This is a genomic window from Paracoccus sp. S3-43, from assembly GCF_029027965.1.
Taxonomy (GTDB): domain Bacteria; phylum Pseudomonadota; class Alphaproteobacteria; order Rhodobacterales; family Rhodobacteraceae; genus Paracoccus.
On the sequence record NZ_CP119082.1, the window covers coordinates 2,004,340 to 2,020,747 of the forward strand.

General features: G+C 65.5%; 17 protein-coding genes. All 17 read right to left on the reverse strand.

Features of this window, described 5'->3' with window-relative positions; translation table 11 throughout:
* Positions 1-22 precede the first annotated feature (22 nt).
* The gene (locus PXD02_RS10475) at positions 23-1,699 is read right to left on the reverse strand and encodes a ribonuclease J (RefSeq protein ID WP_275103827.1); all 1,677 of its coding nucleotides are present in this window, start codon (positions 1,697-1,699) and stop codon (positions 23-25) included.
* Positions 1,692-2,471 (reverse strand): type III pantothenate kinase, encoded by a 780-nt coding sequence (locus tag PXD02_RS10480; protein ID WP_275103828.1) that lies wholly within the window; start codon positions 2,469-2,471, stop codon positions 1,692-1,694. Before PXD02_RS10480 ends, PXD02_RS10475 begins: the two co-directional genes overlap by 8 nt.
* Position 2,472: 1 nt before the next feature.
* Complete coding sequence (locus PXD02_RS10485; RefSeq protein WP_275103829.1) at positions 2,473-3,240, reverse strand: biotin--[acetyl-CoA-carboxylase] ligase; 768 nt, start codon at positions 3,238-3,240, stop codon at positions 2,473-2,475.
* Positions 3,233-4,714, reverse strand: a complete 1,482-nt coding sequence (gene nuoN, locus PXD02_RS10490) for an NADH-quinone oxidoreductase subunit NuoN (protein WP_275103830.1) — start codon at positions 4,712-4,714, stop codon at positions 3,233-3,235. Before nuoN ends, PXD02_RS10485 begins: the two co-directional genes overlap by 8 nt.
* 10 nt (positions 4,715-4,724) lie before the next feature.
* Positions 4,725-6,293 (reverse strand): NADH-quinone oxidoreductase subunit M, encoded by a 1,569-nt coding sequence (locus tag PXD02_RS10495; RefSeq protein ID WP_275103831.1) that lies wholly within the window; start codon positions 6,291-6,293, stop codon positions 4,725-4,727.
* Position 6,294: 1 nt separating this feature from the next.
* Positions 6,295-8,526 (reverse strand): NADH-quinone oxidoreductase subunit L, encoded by a 2,232-nt coding sequence (nuoL, locus tag PXD02_RS10500; RefSeq protein ID WP_275103832.1) that lies wholly within the window; start codon positions 8,524-8,526, stop codon positions 6,295-6,297.
* Between the two features lie 6 nt (positions 8,527-8,532).
* Positions 8,533-8,838 carry an NADH-quinone oxidoreductase subunit NuoK gene (gene nuoK, locus PXD02_RS10505; RefSeq protein ID WP_103173177.1) on the reverse strand — a complete coding sequence of 102 codons (306 nt, stop codon included), beginning with the start codon at positions 8,836-8,838 and terminating at the stop codon, positions 8,533-8,535.
* Between the two features lie 61 nt (positions 8,839-8,899).
* Positions 8,900-9,502 carry an NADH-quinone oxidoreductase subunit J gene (locus PXD02_RS10510; RefSeq protein ID WP_275103833.1) on the reverse strand — a complete coding sequence of 201 codons (603 nt, stop codon included), beginning with the start codon at positions 9,500-9,502 and terminating at the stop codon, positions 8,900-8,902.
* A complete protein-coding gene (locus PXD02_RS10515) occupies positions 9,499-9,912 on the reverse strand; it encodes a carboxymuconolactone decarboxylase family protein (protein WP_275103834.1) in 414 nt (137 codons plus the stop codon). Before PXD02_RS10515 ends, PXD02_RS10510 begins: the two co-directional genes overlap by 4 nt.
* The gene (gene nuoI, locus PXD02_RS10520) at positions 9,909-10,400 is read right to left on the reverse strand and encodes an NADH-quinone oxidoreductase subunit NuoI (RefSeq protein ID WP_275103835.1); all 492 of its coding nucleotides are present in this window, start codon (positions 10,398-10,400) and stop codon (positions 9,909-9,911) included. Before nuoI ends, PXD02_RS10515 begins: the two co-directional genes overlap by 4 nt.
* Entirely contained in the window at positions 10,400-10,585 is a 186-nt protein-coding gene (locus PXD02_RS10525; RefSeq protein ID WP_275103836.1) for a hypothetical protein, read from the reverse strand. The genes nuoI and PXD02_RS10525 overlap by 1 nt, the downstream gene beginning before the upstream one ends.
* A 3-nt stretch (positions 10,586-10,588) precedes the next feature.
* Positions 10,589-11,620, reverse strand: coding sequence for an NADH-quinone oxidoreductase subunit NuoH (gene nuoH / locus PXD02_RS10530; protein WP_275103837.1), 1,032 nt, complete (start codon positions 11,618-11,620; stop codon positions 10,589-10,591).
* Positions 11,621-11,636: 16 nt separating this feature from the next.
* A complete protein-coding gene (locus PXD02_RS10535; RefSeq protein WP_275103838.1) occupies positions 11,637-12,404 on the reverse strand; it encodes a hypothetical protein in 768 nt (255 codons plus the stop codon).
* 5 nt (positions 12,405-12,409) lie between these two features.
* Positions 12,410-14,428: an NADH-quinone oxidoreductase subunit NuoG gene (nuoG, locus tag PXD02_RS10540; RefSeq protein WP_275103839.1), complete on the reverse strand. Its 2,019-nt coding sequence runs from the start codon at positions 14,426-14,428 to the stop codon at positions 12,410-12,412.
* A 12-nt stretch (positions 14,429-14,440) separates the two neighbouring features.
* Complete coding sequence (locus PXD02_RS10545; protein ID WP_275103840.1) at positions 14,441-14,872, reverse strand: DUF5333 domain-containing protein; 432 nt, start codon at positions 14,870-14,872, stop codon at positions 14,441-14,443.
* Positions 14,869-16,164: an NADH-quinone oxidoreductase subunit NuoF gene (nuoF, locus tag PXD02_RS10550; protein ID WP_275103841.1), complete on the reverse strand. Its 1,296-nt coding sequence runs from the start codon at positions 16,162-16,164 to the stop codon at positions 14,869-14,871. Before nuoF ends, PXD02_RS10545 begins: the two co-directional genes overlap by 4 nt.
* Positions 16,165-16,191: 27 nt before the next feature.
* On the reverse strand, positions 16,192-16,407 hold the full coding sequence (locus PXD02_RS10555; RefSeq protein WP_275103842.1) for a DUF5337 domain-containing protein: 216 nt from the start codon (positions 16,405-16,407) through the stop codon (positions 16,192-16,194).
* Between the last annotated feature and the right edge of the window lies 1 nt (position 16,408).

A 16,408-nucleotide genomic window follows, 5' to 3' on the forward strand; every position in this document is an offset into this window, starting at 1 on the left:
GGTCAAGCCCCCCTGCCCGGCGCTATTCCCCCATCAACCGGCTGATGATGACCGTCACTTCGGGCTTCTTGCCGATCTCCTCCATGGCGACCTGGCGGGTGATCTTGCGGATCGCCTCGTCCATCTTGGCGTCGTCGCGGACCACGCGGCTGTCCGCGCCTTCCAGGAATTCGGCCAGTTCGCCCTCGATATGGCTGCCCAGGTCGTTGCCGCCCCGGGTGCGGCCGGGAAGGCCCATCAGCTCCACCCAGGCGTCGGGCAGGACGTTGTCGTCCTCGTCCACGATCACGCTGACCAGGGCATGGCCGTTCAGCGCCATGCGGATGCGGTCGCGCACCACGCCGTCCATCGCGCCGATCAGCACCGTGCCGTCCAGATACAGCCGCCCGGTTTCCACCTGATCCACGATCCGGGGCGCGTCGCCGGTCAGATCCAGCATGGTGCCGTTGGTCGCGATCTCGGCCGCGATGCCCTTGCCGCGCGCCAGCATCACATGTTCCCGCAGATGCAGATGTTCGCCGTGCATGGGGATCACGATCTCGGGCTTCAGCAATTCGTGCAGGGCCTCGATATCAGGACGGTTGGCGTGGCCCGAGACGTGGTAAAGCCCGTCGTCGGCATCAAAGACATCGACGCCCAGCTCGCTCAGCGCGTTCATGATCCGCCCGACCGAGCGTTCGTTGCCGGGAATCGTCTTCGAGCTGAACAGGAAGCTGTCGCCTTCCTTCAGCGCCAGGCCCAGGTAACGGCCACGGGACAGTTGCGCGCTGGCGGCGCGGCGTTCGCCCTGGCTGCCGGTCGCCAGCAGCATCACCTGGCTGCGGGGCAGGCTTGCGGCTTCCTCGGGTCCGATCGTGTCGGGGAAATCGGTCAGCACGCCGGTTTCCAGGCCGACCGCCACCATCTTGCGCATGGCGCGACCCAGCAGGCAGACCTTGCGGCCTCCGGCGATGGCGGCGTCCGACAGCGTTTTGAGGCGCGCGATGTTGCTGGCGAAGGTGGTGGCGACGACCAGGTTCTTCTGCGCCATCACCCATTCCAGGATCGGGTTGGCCAGCACGGCCTCGGACCGGCCCGGATGGGTCGAGAAGATGTTGGTGCTGTCGCAGGCCAGAACCTTGATGCCCCGGCCCTCGGCCGCGATGTCGTGCCACAGGATCGGGTCGAAGGCGTCGCCCACCACCGGGGTGCCGTCCAGCTTGAAATCGCCGGTATGCAGCACCCGGCCCGCCGGCGTGTCGATGATCAGCGCCGCGCTTTCGGGGATCGAGTGACTGACCGGCACGAATTGCACGGTGAAGGGGCCGACCTGCGTCACCTCGGGGCGGGCGCCGGTGATGTTGACGGCAGAGGCGGGGTGGCCCTGCTCCTCCAGCTTCAGGCGGACCAGGGCGCCGGTGAACTGGCGGGCATAGATCGGCACGTTCAGCCGTCCATACAGATGTCCCACCGCGCCCAGGTGATCCTCGTGCCCGTGGGTGATGAAGATCGCCTCCAGCCGGTCGCGGTTCTGTTCCAGCCAGGCCAGATCCGGCATGATCAGGTCGATGCCGGGGCTGCCGTCCATGTCGCCGAAGCTGACGCCCAGATCGACCAGGATCAGGCGTTCGCGTCCCGGCGTGCCATAGCCATAGACATAGGCGTTCATGCCGATTTCGCCCGCGCCGCCCAGCGGCAGATAGATCAGGCGCTCAGCCATTGCCCATCTCCTTGTTGTAATCGTGAATGAGCCGCAGCCCGTGCATCGTCAGATCGTCTTCGATCGCGTCGAACAGGTCAAACCCCTGATCGAACAGCGGCGCAAGCCCCCCCGTGGCGATCACCTTCATGGAACGGTCCCGTTCGGCGCGAATCTGGCGCACCACGCCATCGACCAGCCCGATATAGCCCCAGAAGATCCCCGACTGGATACAGGCCACGGTATTCGTGCCGATCACCTTGGCGGGCATGGTCACGTCGACATGCGGCAGGCTGGCCGCGCCCATGTGCAGCGCCTCAAGCGACAGGTTCACGCCCGGCGCGATCACCCCGCCGATATAGGCGCCGTCCACGTCCACCACGTCGAAGGTCGTGGCGGTTCCGAAATCCACCACGATCAGGTCCGGGCCGTGCCGGTCGAAGGCGCTCAGCGTGTTGACCAGCCGGTCCGGCCCGACGACCGTTCCACTGTCCACACGCGGATAGACGGGCAGCAGGCAGTCGGGCTTGCCCACCACCAGCGGGCGCGTGTCGAAATAGCGGTTGCACAGCACGCGCAGGTTGAAGACCACGCGCGGCGCGGTCGAGCTGATGATGCAGGCGTCGATATCCAGGCCGAATTTCTGGCCCTCGATCAGGGTGGAGAGCCAGACGAAATATTCGTCCGCCGTGCGCCGGTGATCGGTCGAGATGCGCCAGTGGGCCAGGAACTTCTCGCCGTTCCAGATCGAGAAGACGGTGTTGGTGTTGCCGGTGTCGATGCACAGAAGCATGTCAGGTTCCGGTGAAATAGATGTCGGCGGCGGGGATCGCCTGCCTGCCGCGCGCCCCGGTCAGGATCAGCGCGCCGGTCTCGTCGATGCCCTCGAAGCGGCCGGTGGTTTCGGTCGTGCCGGTGCGGGCGGTGATGACCTCGCCCAGTTTCGCGGCACGGGCCAGCCAGGCGGCGCGGATCGGGGCAAAGCCGTAATCGCGCATCTGCCGCCACCAGCCGTCGAAGGACGCGGCCAGCGCGGTCAGGAGATCGTCGGGCGTGACGGACAGCCCGGTCTCGCCTTGCAGGCTGACGGGCCGGACCGCGCCGGGTTCGACGACCTCGGGCGCGGCGGCCAGATTGACGCCGATGCCGATCACCAGGGCCTGGATGGTGCCGCCCGATCCCATGCTTTCCAGCAGGATGCCCGACAGCTTGCCGCCGTTCAGCAGCACGTCGTTGGGCCATTTCAACGCCAGGTTCAACTGCGGTCCGCACAGCGCGCGCAGCGCGTCATGGACCGCAAGCGCCGCGACAAAGGACAGCCGCGCCGCATCCGCCGGGCCGCCCTGGGGCCGCAGGATCAGCGAGGCCGCGAAATTGCCGGGGGGATCGGACCAGGCCCTGCCCCTCCGGCCCCGACCGGCCGTCTGCTGCCGGGCCATGATCCAGGCCGGGCCGGACAGCCCCGGCGCCAGGCGCATCGCCTCGGCATTGGTGCTGTCCACGCGGTCGAGGACGTGGCGCGCCACGCCCTCGGGCCAGGCGTCGAGGGCAGGGTTACTCAACAGCCGGGGTCTCGACTGCCGCCTGAACGACCGGCGTTCCGACCAGCGATTCCGCGGCGGTCGCGGCGGCGGAATCGACGCCCCACATCGACACAGCGCCGATCAGCAGCATCGCCGCCGGGACCACCAGGGCCAGGTATTGAACCGGACCCATGCGGCTGTCCACGCCCTCGGTCTCGGCCCCGAAGAACATGTAATAGACGATGCGCAGGTAATAGAACGCGCCGATGACCGAGGCGATGACGCCCAGCACCGCCAGCCAGGACATGTCTGCGGCGACCGCCGCCGTCAGCACGCCGAACTTGGCGAAGAAGCCCAGGAAGGGCGGCACGCCGGCCAGGCTGAACATCAGGAACAGCACGGCGAATGCCTTCACCGGCTCTCCTTGAGCAAAGCGGTTGAGGCTGTCCAGATCGGTGATCGGGCGCCCGTCGCGCTCCATCGACAGGATGAAGGCGAAGGTGCCGACATTCATCACCGCATAGATCGCCATATACAGCAGCATCGCCTGCACGCCATAGGCCGTGCCCGCCGCAAGCCCGACAAGCGCGAAGCCCATATGCGCGATCGACGAATAGGCCATCAGCCGCTTGATGTTGCGCTGCCCGATCCCGGCGATGGATCCCAGGAACATCGACATGACCGCCAGTGCCGCGACGACCTGCCCCCAGTCCCCCGTCACATTGCCGAAGGCGTCGAACATCAGCCGCGCGATCAGCGCCATGGCCGCGACCTTGGGCGCGGTGGCGAAGAAGGCCGTCACCGGCGTCGGCGCGCCCTCGTAGACATCGGGCGTCCACATGTGGAACGGCACCGCCGAGACCTTGAAGGCCAGTCCGACCAAAAGGAATACCAGCCCGAACAGCAGCCCCACGGACAATTGCCCGTCAACGACCGTCTGCACGATCCCCGCAAAGCTCGTGCTGCCCGAAAAGCCATAGACCAGCGACGCGCCGTAAAGCAGCATCCCCGAGGACAGCGAGCCGAGGACGAAATACTTGAGCCCGGCTTCCGAGGATTTCACGCTGTCGCGGCGCATGGCGGCGGTGACATACAGCGCCAGGGACTGAAGTTCCAACCCCATATACAGGGTCAGCAGGTCGCTTGCCGACACCATCAGCATCATGCCGATCACGGCCAGCGTGATCAGGATCGGGTATTCGAAGCGCAGCAGCTTGTGGCGGTCCATGTAATCCGCGCTCATCGCGAGGACGGCGGCGGCCGAGATCAGCAGCGTCACCTTGGCGAAGCGAGCGAAGGAATCGTCGGCGAACATGCCGAAGAAGGCCAGCCGCTGCGGCCGGTCCGCCAGGCCGACATACAGTCCCGCCAGCAGCAGCACCGCGACCGTGGCCCACAGGATCGGCCGCGCCATGGCGTCCTTGCCCAGATAGGCCCCGGCCATCAGCGCGGCCAGCGCGAAAATCGCCAGCACAAGCTCGGGCAGGATGGTCGAGAAATCGAGCGCGGTCATCGTGCTTACCTCAATGGCTGGCGTCGGCAGTGTCCGCCTGGGCGGTCACGGCCAGCCCGTCGCGCGCCTCATGCGGCAGGGCCTGATGATAGTTGACCAGCAGCGCCTGAACGGCGGGGCCGGTGATGTCGGTGACGGCGCGCGGATAGACGCCCAGATACAGCGTCATCACGATCAGCGGGGCGAAGATCCATTTCTCGCGCGGGGTCATGTCGGCGATGGTCCTGAGGCTTTCCTTGATCAGCGCGCCCAGCGTCACCCGGCGATACAGCCACAGCGCATAGCCCGCCGACAGGATCACCCCGGTCGCGGCGACGAAGGCCACCCAGGTGTTGGCCTTGAAGGTGCCCAGCAGCGTCAGGAATTCGCCCACGAAGCCCGATGTGCCGGGCAGGCCGACATTCGCCATCGTGAAGAACATGAACACCAGGGCATAGACCGGCATCCGGTTGACCAGCCCGCCATAGGCCTCGATCTCTCGCGTGTGCATCCGGTCGTAGATCACGCCCACCGCCAGGAACAGCGCGCCCGAGACGAAGCCGTGCGACAGCATCTGGAAGATCGCCCCGTCCACGCCCTGCTGGTTCGCGGCAAAGATGCCCATCGTCACATAGCCCATATGCGCGACCGAGGAATAGGCGATCAGCTTCTTCATGTCGGACTGCGCCAGCGCCACCAGCGAGGTATAGACGATGGCGATGGCCGACATCCAGAAGACCAGCGGTTGCAGCATCTCGCTTGCCACCGGGAACATCGGCAGGCTGAAGCGCAAAAAGCCATAGCCGCCCATCTTCAGCAGCACCGCGGCCAGCACGACCGACCCGGCGGTCGGCGCCTGAACGTGCGCGTCGGGCAGCCAGGTATGGACCGGCCACATCGGCATCTTGACCGCGAAGCTGGCGAAGAAGGCCAGAAACAGCAGCGTCTGCATCCCGCCGACCACGGTCAGGCCCAGAACGCGCATCGTTTCCGACGGGAAGTCGAAGGCCAGAAGCTGCGCGATGTCGGTGGTGCCCGCCGTCCGCGCCATGGCGATCATCGCGACCAGCATCAGCACCGAGCCGAGGAAGGTATAGAGGAAGAACTTGAACGTCGCGTAGATGCGGTTCGCGCCCCCCCAGATGCCGATGATCAGGAACATCGGGATCAGTCCAGCCTCGAAGAACAGGTAGAACAGGATCAGATCCAGCGCGGTGAACACGCCGATCATCAGCCCTTCCAGCACCAGGAAGGCGATCATGTATTCCTTGACGCGGGTCTTCACGTCCCAGGCGGACAGGATCGTCAGCGGCATCAGGAAGGTGGTCAGCAGCACGAACAGGACCGAGATCCCGTCGACGCCCATCCGATAGCGCAGGCCCATGATCCAGGGATGATCCTCGACGAACTGGAAGCCGGTATCCGCCGGATCGAAGCCCGCCAGCACGAACAGCGAAATCAGGAAGGTCGCCGTGGTCGCGATCAGCGCCAGCCATTTGGCGTTGCGCTGCGCGGCCTCGTCCTCTCCGCGCAGGAACAGGGCCAGGATCGCCGCCGCGACGATGGGCAGGAAGGTGATGATCGAAAGAAGGTTCGTCATGTCAGTGCGCGCCCCGCGTCATCACCCAGATCAGCAAGCCCACGATGCCGATGACCATCGCGAAGGCATAATGGAACAGATAGCCCGACTGAACGCGTCCGGCGAAGCGGGTCAGGCGCGGGATCAGCCCCATCGCCACCCCGTTGATGGCGCCGTCGATAACCGCCCCGTCACCGCCCGTCCACAGCTTGCGGCCGATCCACTGCGCGGGCCGGACGAAGACAAAGTCATAGATCTCGTCGAAATACCACTTGTTCAGCAGGAACCGATACAGCGCGGGCTGCTGCGCCGCCAGCCGCGCGGGCGCGTCGGGATAGCGGATATACATCAGCCAGGACAGGCCAAGCCCGATCAGCATCGCCACGAAGGGCGACAGCTTCACCCAGACGGGGACCGAATGGGCGTCGTGCATGACGTGGTTGTCGGACCGCATGAAGATCGCGCCGCGTTCGAACCCGGCAAGCGCGGCGTGGCCATCGCCTGCGGTTTCCTCGGCCGGGTCGCCGGCGGCAGCGGCGGCGGCATGGGTCGCGGCGCCTTCCGGTTCGCCATGCGGCGCCTCGGCCACGGCGCCGTCAAGCGCCTCGCCATGGCCGCCCTCGGCCTGTTCATGCGCGATCTCGGGCAGGCCGAAGAAACGCTGCACGTTGTCTCCGAAGAAGCTGCCGTACCAGATCATGCCCGCGAAGATCGCGCCCAGGGCCAGGACGCCCAGCGGAACGGTCATCACCGGCGGGCTTTCATGGGCGTGGTGATGCGCGTGCAGCGGGTCGTGATGCCCGTGGTCGTCATGGTCATGGCCGTGGGCGGCGGACGGCTGGACTTCCTCCTCGGCCTTGATTTCGGCATCCCAGACCCTTTGCGGACGCGGCGCGCCCCAGAAGGTCAGGAACATCAGCCGCCAGCTATAGAAGCTGGTCATCAGCGCCGCGATCACCAGCAGCCAGAAGGCATAGCCCACGCCCGAGGCATAGGCGCTTTCGATCACGGCGTCCTTGGACAGGAAGCCCGCGAAGCCGATATGGGTCAGCGGAATGCCGACGCCGGTGATGGCCAGCGTGCCGATCAGCATGGCGGCGAAGGTCAGGGGGATCTTCTTCCTCAGCCCGCCATAGTTCCGCATGTCCTGTTCGTGGTGCATGGCGTGGATCACCGACCCGGCCCCCAGGAACAGCATCGCCTTGAAGAAGGCGTGCGTGAACAGGTGGAACATGGCGACCGAATAGACGCCGACGCCCGCCGCCACGAACATATAGCCCAGTTGCGAACAGGTCGAATAGGCGATCACCCGCTTGATGTCGTTCTGCACCAGGCCCACGGTCGCGGCGAAGAACGCGGTCGAGGCGCCGATGATCGTCACGAACATCTTGGCCTCGGGCGCGAATTCGAACAGCGGCGACATGCGGCAGACCAGGAACACGCCTGCCGTCACCATGGTCGCGGCGTGGATCAGGGCGGACACCGGGGTTGGGCCCTCCATCGCGTCCGGCAGCCAGGTGTGCAGGAACAGCTGCGCCGATTTGCCCATGGCGCCGATGAACAGCAGCACCGCCAGCAGGTTCACGGCGTTCCAGTCGGCCCACAGGAAATGCATCCGCGCCTGCGCGAGTTCGTCCACCTGGGCGAAGATCGCGTCGAACTGGATGGATCCCGTCATCCACCACAGCCCGAAGATCCCCAGCAGGAAGCCGAAATCGCCGACCCGGTTCACGATGAAGGCCTTCATCGCGGCGGCGTTGGCCGAGGGCTTGCGGTAATAGAAGCCGATCAGCAGGTAGGATGCGACGCCCACCCCCTCCCAGCCAAAGAACATTTGCAGCAGGTTGTCCGCCGTCACCAGCATCAGCATCGCGAAGGTGAAGAAGGACAGATAGGCGAAGAAGCGCGCCTTGTAATGTTCGTGATGGGTCCAGTTGTCGTCATGGGCCATGTAGCCCATCGAATACAGATGGACGAGCGCCGAGACCGTGGTGACGACGATCAGCATCACCGCCGTCAGGCGGTCCAGCCGGATCGCCCATTCGCTGCTGAAATCGCCCGAGACGATCCAGTCCAGCACCGGAATATGCTGCGTTTCCCCGTTGAAGCCCAGAAACGCGATCCAGGAAAACAGCGCGCAGACGAACAGGACGCCGGTCGTCAGAAGCTGCGCGGCCTTTTCCCCGATCACGCGCCAGCCGAAACCGGCGATCAGCGCGGCCAGAAGCGGCGCGAACAGGATGAATTGCACCATGACCGCCTAGCCCTTCATCACGTTGACATCGTCCACCGCGATGGACCCGCGGTTGCGGAAGAACACTACCAGGATCGCCAGGCCGATGGCGGCCTCGGCCGCCGCCACGGTCAGGATGAACATGGTGAAGACCTGCCCCGCCAGATCGCCCAGATGGGCCGAGAAGGCCACGAAGTTGATGTTGACCGACAAGAGGATCAGTTCGATCGACATCAGGATGACGATGACGTTCTTGCGGTTCACGAAAATGCCGAAGATCCCGGCGACGAACAGAATCGCCCCCACGACAAGGTAATGTGTCAATCCGATCATCGTCTTACGTCCCTCCGGGTCGTTACCCGTTGAAATATTCAGTCCGCGGCTCGGGCGGGCCTTACAGCCCCTGCCCCGGTTTCACGTCGCGCAGTTCCATGGCCTTGGCCGGGTCGCGATACATCTGTTCCAGAACGTCTTGGCGCTTGATGTCGCGGCGGTGGCGCATGGTCAGGGTGATCGCGCCGATCATCGCGACCAGCAGGATCAGCCCCGCGATCTGGAACGGCAGCAGATAGCGGTCATACAGGATCGTGCCGATGGCATTGGTGTTCAGCGCGTGGTCCAGGATGGGCGCGGTCCGCAGCCCCTCGGCCTGGTCCGAAATCTCCCACCCGCCGAAGGCGACCGCCAGCAATGCCAGCAACACAAGGGCGATCAGCCCCGCCAGCGGCAGATAGCCCGCCAATTCGCCGCGAAGCTGCGCGAAATCCACGTCCAGCATCATCACGACGAACAAGAACAGCACCGCCACCGCGCCAACATAGACGATCACCAGCAGCATCGCCACGAATTCGGCCCCTTGCAGCACGAACAGCCCGGCGGCCGAGATGAAGGCCAGGATCAGCCACAGCACCGAATGGACCGGGTTGCGGGACAGCACCACCATGAAACCCGCAAGACAGACCGAGATGGCGAACAGATAGAAGGCGAAGGTGATCATTCCGATTGTTTCCCTTCATGTTCGGCAAAGACGCCCTGGGCGATTTCAAGGGCCTTCTGCATCGCCGGGATGCCGCCGAACATCCCCATCTGATAGATCACCTCGGCCACCTCGCGGGCGGTGGCGCCTGCGGCGATGGCGTGGCGGATGGTCAGGCGCAGTTGCGGTTCGGCATGGGCGCCCTGCACGGTCAGCGCGGCCACCGTCACCAGCAGGCGCGTCTTGGCGTCCAGCCCGTCGCGGTTGAAGGTGCGGCCGAACCACATCTCCAGCATGTCCGCCGGCATGGTCGGGATCATCTTCTCGAACGCGCGGGGGTCAAAGGTTTCCAGCGCAGGGTTGAGGGCGCGGGCCATTTCCTGGCCCGACTGCATCATCTGCTGGAACAGCTTGGTGAAGGCGTCGCTCATCTGTAGGGCGCGTCGATGGCAAGGTTGCGGGCGATCTCGGCTTCCCAGCGGGCGCCGTTGTCCAGAAGCTTCTGCTTGTCGTAGAACAGCTCCTCGCGCGTTTCGGTCGCGAATTCGAAGTTCGGGCCTTCGACGATCGCATCGACCGGGCAGGCCTCCTGGCAGAAGCCGCAATAGATGCACTTGGTCATGTCGATGTCGTAACGCGTGGTCCGGCGGCTGCCATCCTCGCGCGGTTCGGCGTCGATGGTGATGGCCTGGGCCGGACAGATCGCCTCGCACAGCTTGCAGGCGATGCAGCGTTCCTCGCCGTTGGGATAGCGGCGCAGCGCGTGTTCGCCCCGGAAGCGCGGCGACAGCGGCCCCTTTTCATGGGGATAGTTGATCGTCGACTTGGGCGCGAAGAAATACCGGACCCCCAGGCCGAAACCCTTCAGGAAGTCCACCATCAGGAAATACCTGGTCGCGCGGGCGATGTCGAAAGCCATCAGAACTCTTCCCCTTGCTTGGGCGCGGCGAAGCGGTCGAAGGCCGCCACGATTTCGCGAACCCTGGCGCCGTCACGGGACTGTTCGGCACTGTCCAGATTGTTGGCCAGGAAATGCGCGAACTCGACCTTGTCGGTTTCGGACGCATCGGCCAGCACTTCGGCGATCTTGTTCGAATAGGCCATTGCTTATGCTCCCGCCCAACGGGCCCAGAATGAACCGAATACCTCGAACCGCGCCAGGAAGGCGATCAGCACCACCCAGCCCAGCGACAGCGGCAAAAACACCTTCCAGCCGATCCGCATCAACTGGTCATAGCGATAGCGCGGCACGATGGCCTTCACCATGGCGAACATCCAGAACCAGAAGACCATCTTCAGGAACATCCAGATCGCGCCGTCGGGAATGCCGGGGATGGGCGACAGCCAGCCGCCGAAGAACAGCAGGCTGATCAGCGCGCACATCAGCCACATGGCGATATATTCGCCCGCCATGAACAGCAGATAGGGCGTGGACGAATATTCGACCATGAAGCCCGCGACCAGTTCCGATTCCGCCTCGGCCAGGTCGAAGGGCGGGCGGTTGGTTTCGGCCAAGGCCGAGACGAAGAACAGCACCAGCATCGGGAAATGCGGCAGCCAGTACCAGGACAGCAGCCCCGCGCCCGCCTGCGCATGGACAATGGCGCTGATGTTCATCGACCCGGTCGAGATGATGACGCCGATGATGATCAGGCCCAGCGACACTTCGTAGCTGATCATCTGCGCCGCCGCCCGCAGCGACGACAGGAACGGATATTTCGAGTTCGAGGCCCAGCCGCCCATGATCACGCCATACACCTCTAGCGAGGAGACGGCGAAGATGAACAGGATGCCCACGTTGATGTCGGCCATCACCCAGCCCGGCGCGAAGGGGATCGCCACGAAGGCCAGCAGCGCCAGGGTCATCGACAGGAAGGGCGCCAGGAAGAAGACGAACTTGTCGGCCCCGGCCGGGATGACGATTTCCTTCAGCACGTATTTCAGCGCATCCGCGAAGGTTTGCAGCAGGCCCCAGGGACCGACCACGTTCGGGCCGCGCCGCATCTGCACGGCGGCCCAGATCTTGCGGTCGCCATAGACCAGAAAGATCAGCGACAGCATGACGAAGGCGATCACCGCCAGACCCTGCGCCAGCAGCAGGATCGCCATGCCCAGAGAGGATGCCCAGAAATCAGCCATGCCCGTCCCTATCCCATTACGCGGCGGGAATGCCGCGCGCCTTGCATTCGCGCAAGGTGTCTTCCGTTTCCATCACCCGCAGGCCCATCGGCTTCTGATCCGACAGCGTGAACGCGGCCCCGATCATCAGCCTGCCGTCGCGTGTGTCTTGCAGCGTGCGCACATGGCGGCCGTATGGCTCGCCATTCCGCTTGGCCCAGCCGGCCAACGCGCAGGTGGCATACGAGAAGGCGATATCGGCGTCCACCCCCTCGCGCAAGTTCGCCGTCACCTCGACCAGATCGGTCGATCCCTTGGGATCCAGCGACGCCACGCGGGCGCCCAGGAAATCCTGCGGCTCGACCTTCGTGCCGTCGGCCCAGGCAGGCAGGGCGGGCTGGCTGCGGGCCGCGAATTCTTCCAGGGCCTTTTCCTGAGCGGTCTGGCGCGGCGGCAGCCCGTCCGCCACCACGCCGCCCAGATCCAGATCCAGGTTCGCGTTCAACGCCATCAGATCCGCCTCGGACAGCGCGAAGGCGTCCTGCCCCTCGGGACTGTCCAGCGTCATGGTCGTCACCTGCCCGTCCGGCTCCAGAATCAGGATCTCTCCCGACTTGGTGGAAATCCGGGCCAGCGTCAGAGCGGCCTTGCCCGACCGCGCGCCGGGGGTGGCGACCTTGGCGGTCATCGTCTCGGGCTTGGGCTTCGGACGCGCGTCTCCGGCCTCATCCGCGCAGCCCGACAGGATCGCCGCGCCCGCAAGGGCGGCGATCAGGAACCGGGGCTGGCGGGATGCTGGCCGCATGACGTTCACTCGGCCGCAAGGGCGGGCGCGTTGCGCGCCGCGGCCATCCGCGACAATTCCCCCATCAGGGGCGAGCTGCGCGCGATCGGGTTGGTCAGGTAGAAATCCTTGACCGCCGGGCGGAAACCCGCATGGCCCATGTCCAGCCGCGGCAAGGGCTGCCAGTCGTTTTGCGTCACCTGGTCGATCTGGCCCAGATGCGGCACCGCCCCCACCAGGGCGCGGCGCAGTTGCGGCAGGCTGTCCCAGGGCAGGGTCGCGCCCAGGTCGGCCGACAGCGCGCGCAGGATCGCCCAGTTCTCCTTGGCCTCGCCCGGCGCGAAATTGGCGCGCAGGGCCAGTTGCGGACGGCCTTCGGTATTCACGAACAGGCCCGTTTCCTCGGTATAGCAGGCGCCGGGCAGGATGATGTCGGCACGATGCGCGCCGCGATCCCCGTGGCTGCCCTGATAGATCACGAACGGGCCGGAGGCCACGTCCACCTCGTCCGCGCCCAGGTTGTAGATCACCTCGGCGCCCTCGATGGCGGCGGTCAGACCGCCCTCGGTCACCGCGCCCACATCCATCGCGCCCACGCGGGACGCGGCGGTGTGCAGGACCAGCAGCTTGCAGTCGTCCAGCTCGCAGATGCGCATGGCATTGGCCAGCACCGCCTCTCCATCCGCCTCGCGCAGGGCGCCCTGGCCGACGATGACGATGCCCGGCGTGCCCTGGCTCGACTGGAAATCACCCTTGACCAGTTCCGACAGCGCTGTGCGATCAACACCGTGGTGGTGATAGTCATAGGTCAGATCGGCCGCCTGCCCGACCAACGCCACCTGCGCGCCATGCGCCCAGGCCTTGCGGATCCGCGCGTTCAGCACCGGCGCCTCATCGCGCGGGTTGGTGCCGATCAGCAGGATGCGCTTGGCCGTGTCGATATCGGCGATGGTCGCGGTGCCGACATAGGCCGAACGGTTGCCCGCAGGCAGGCGCGCCCCGTCGGTGCGGCATTCGACGGTCCCGCCCAGACCCTCGACCAGGTGCTTGAGGCTGAAGGCCGCCTCGACCGGGACCAGATCGCCGACCAGACCGGCAACCTTGCGGCCCTTCATCGCGCTTGCCGCCGCAGTCAGCGCCTCGTCCCAGGTGGCCGGGCGCAGCTTGCCGTTCTGACGGATATAGGGCTGGTCCAGCCGCTGGCGGCGCAGCCCGTCCCAGACGAAGCGGGTCTTGTCGCTGATCCATTCCTCGTTCACGCCGTCATGGTTGCGCGGCAGGATCCGCATCACCTCGCGGCCCTTCACGTCGACGCGGATATTGCTGCCAAGCGCGTCCATCACGTCGATGGTTTCCGTCTTGCGCAATTCCCAGGGCCGCGCGGTGAAGGCATAGGGCTTGCTGACAAGCGCCCCCACCGGGCACAGGTCGATGATGTTGCCTTGCAGGTTCGAGGCCAGCGTTTCGTTCAGATAGCTGGTGATCTCGCTGTCCTCGCCGCGCCCGGTCTGCCCCATCTGGCTGATGCCCGCGACCTCGGTCGTGAAGCGGACGCAGCGGGTGCAGCTGATGCAGCGGGTCATGTGGGTTTCGACCAGCGGGCCCAGGTTCAGTTCCTCGGATGCGCGCTTGGGTTCGCGATAGCGGCTGAAATCCACGCCGTAAGCCATGGCCTGGTCTTGCAGATCGCATTCGCCGCCCTGGTCGCAGATCGGGCAGTCCAGCGGATGGTTGATCAGCAGGAATTCCATCACGCCTTCCCGCGCCTTCTTGACCATGGGCGAGTTGGTGCGGATTTCCGAGGGCGCGCCATCGGGGCCGGGACGCAGATCCTTGACCTGCATGGCGCAGGACGCGGCGGGCTTGGGGGGGCCGCCCACGACCTCGACCAGGCACATCCGGCAGTTGCCCGCGATGGACAGGCGTTCGTGATAGCAGAAGCGCGGGATCTCGATCCCCGCCTGTTCGCAGGCCTGGATCAGGGTCAGGTTGGGATCGACCGCAATCTCGGTCCCGTCGATCTTGATCGTGCGCAAATCGGCCATCGGCTTTCTTCCTTACCTGGCAACCAGAAGCGATCCGGCGATCGTCTTCCGTTCTATCTCTTGCCGCCCCAGGCGGCAGAATGTCTCGGGCTGGCCGTTCACGACGCCATTGGCGACCATATAGCGGTCGGCCTCGGCATAGATGCGGCGGCGCTCTTCCTTGCTGTCGAGGAAGGCGTCGATTTCCACCTCGCTATAGCCCTGGTCCTGGGCATAGCGCTTCAGCTTGCGCGCCTCGGAAAAGGCGCGGATCAGGCGCGCCTCCAGGGATGGGCAGCCCTTGCGCAGCACATCGGCCACGCGGGCCTGGATCAGGCTGTCGTTGATATGGCGTTCCTGCGACAAGGGCGGCAGGGCCCAGGCCGGTGCGGCAAGCGCGGCACCGCAGGACAGCGCCAGCAGCGCAGCCCGTGCCTTGCGCGAATATGCCGCCAGACCCGTCATTCCGCCGCCATCGCCCCCATGCGTCCGGTGCGCTTGGCCTTGATGCGGTCCTCGATCTCCTCGCGGAAATTACGGATCAGGCCCTGAATCGGCCAGGCGGCGGCGTCGCCCAGGGCGCAGATGGTGTGGCCCTCGACCTGCTTGGTCACGTCGAACAGCATGTCGATCTCCTCGACCTCGGCATCGCCGCGCACCAGGCGTTCCATCACCCGCATCATCCAGCCGGTGCCCTCGCGGCAGGGCGTGCATTGGCCGCAGCTTTCATGCTTGAAGAACTTGGACAGCCGCCAGATCGCCTTGATGACATCGGTCTGCTGGTCCATCACGATCATGCAGGCGGTGCCGAAGGAGGACCGCAATTCGCGCATCCCGTCATAGTCCATGATCGCGTTTTCGCATTGTTCGGCGGTCAGGACGGGGCAGGACGCGCCGCCGGGGATCACGGCTTTCAGGTTCTTCCAGCCGCCGCGCACGCCGCCGCCATGCTTTTCGATCAGCTCCTTCATGCTGATCGACATGGCTTCCTCGACCACGCAGGGGGTGTTGATGTGCCCGGTCAGGCCGAACAGCTTGACGCCCGCATTGTTGGGGCGGCCGAAGCCCGCGAACCATTCCGGGCCGCGCCGCAGGATGGTGGGCGTCACGGCGATGGATTCGACGTTGTTCACGGTGGTCGGGCAGCCGTAGAGCCCCGCGCCCGCCGGGAAGGGCGGCTTCATCCGGGGCATCCCCTTCTTGCCTTCCAGGCTTTCCAGCAACGCCGTTTCCTCGCCGCAGATATAGGCGCCGGCGCCGTGGTGCAGATAGAGGTCGAAGTCCCAGCCCGACCCCGCCGCATTCGCGCCCAGCAGCCCGGCGTCATAGCATTCGTCGATGGCGGCTTGCAGCGCCTCGCGTTCGCGGATGAACTCGCCGCGGATATAGATATAGGCCGCGTGGGCGCCCATGGCGAAGCTGGCGATCAGCGCGCCCTCGATCAGCGTATGCGGATCGTGGCGCATGATCTCGCGATCCTTGCAGGTCGCGGGTTCGGATTCGTCGGCGTTGATGACCAGATAGGACGGGCGGCCGTCGGATTCCTTGGGCATGAAGGACCATTTGAGACCCGTCGGGAAGCCCGCGCCGCCGCGCCCGCGCAGGCCGGATGCCTTCACCTGTTCCACGATCTTGTCGCGGCCCCTGGCGATGATCTCGGCCGTTCCGTCCCAGTGGCCGCGCTTGCGCGCCCCGGCCAGACTGCGGTCGCCCATCCCGTAGAGGTTGGTAAAAATGCGATCCTGATCTTTCAGCATCCTGCTCTCGATCCTCTCATCCGGGCGTCACGCCTTCCTGCGCCGCCAGATACGCCAGGTCACCAGCAGCGACCAGACAAAAGCTCCGATGGCGGCCAGGTCCGCCAGAAAGGCCCACCTGCCCGCCCAGTTATAATGGATGCCAAGGGCCTGAACCAGCAGCCACAGGCACATGGCCAGGGCGATGACGATGGCGACCAGGCGCATCTGCGCCGCGTCGCGATCCTGCCCGGTTCCGCCCATC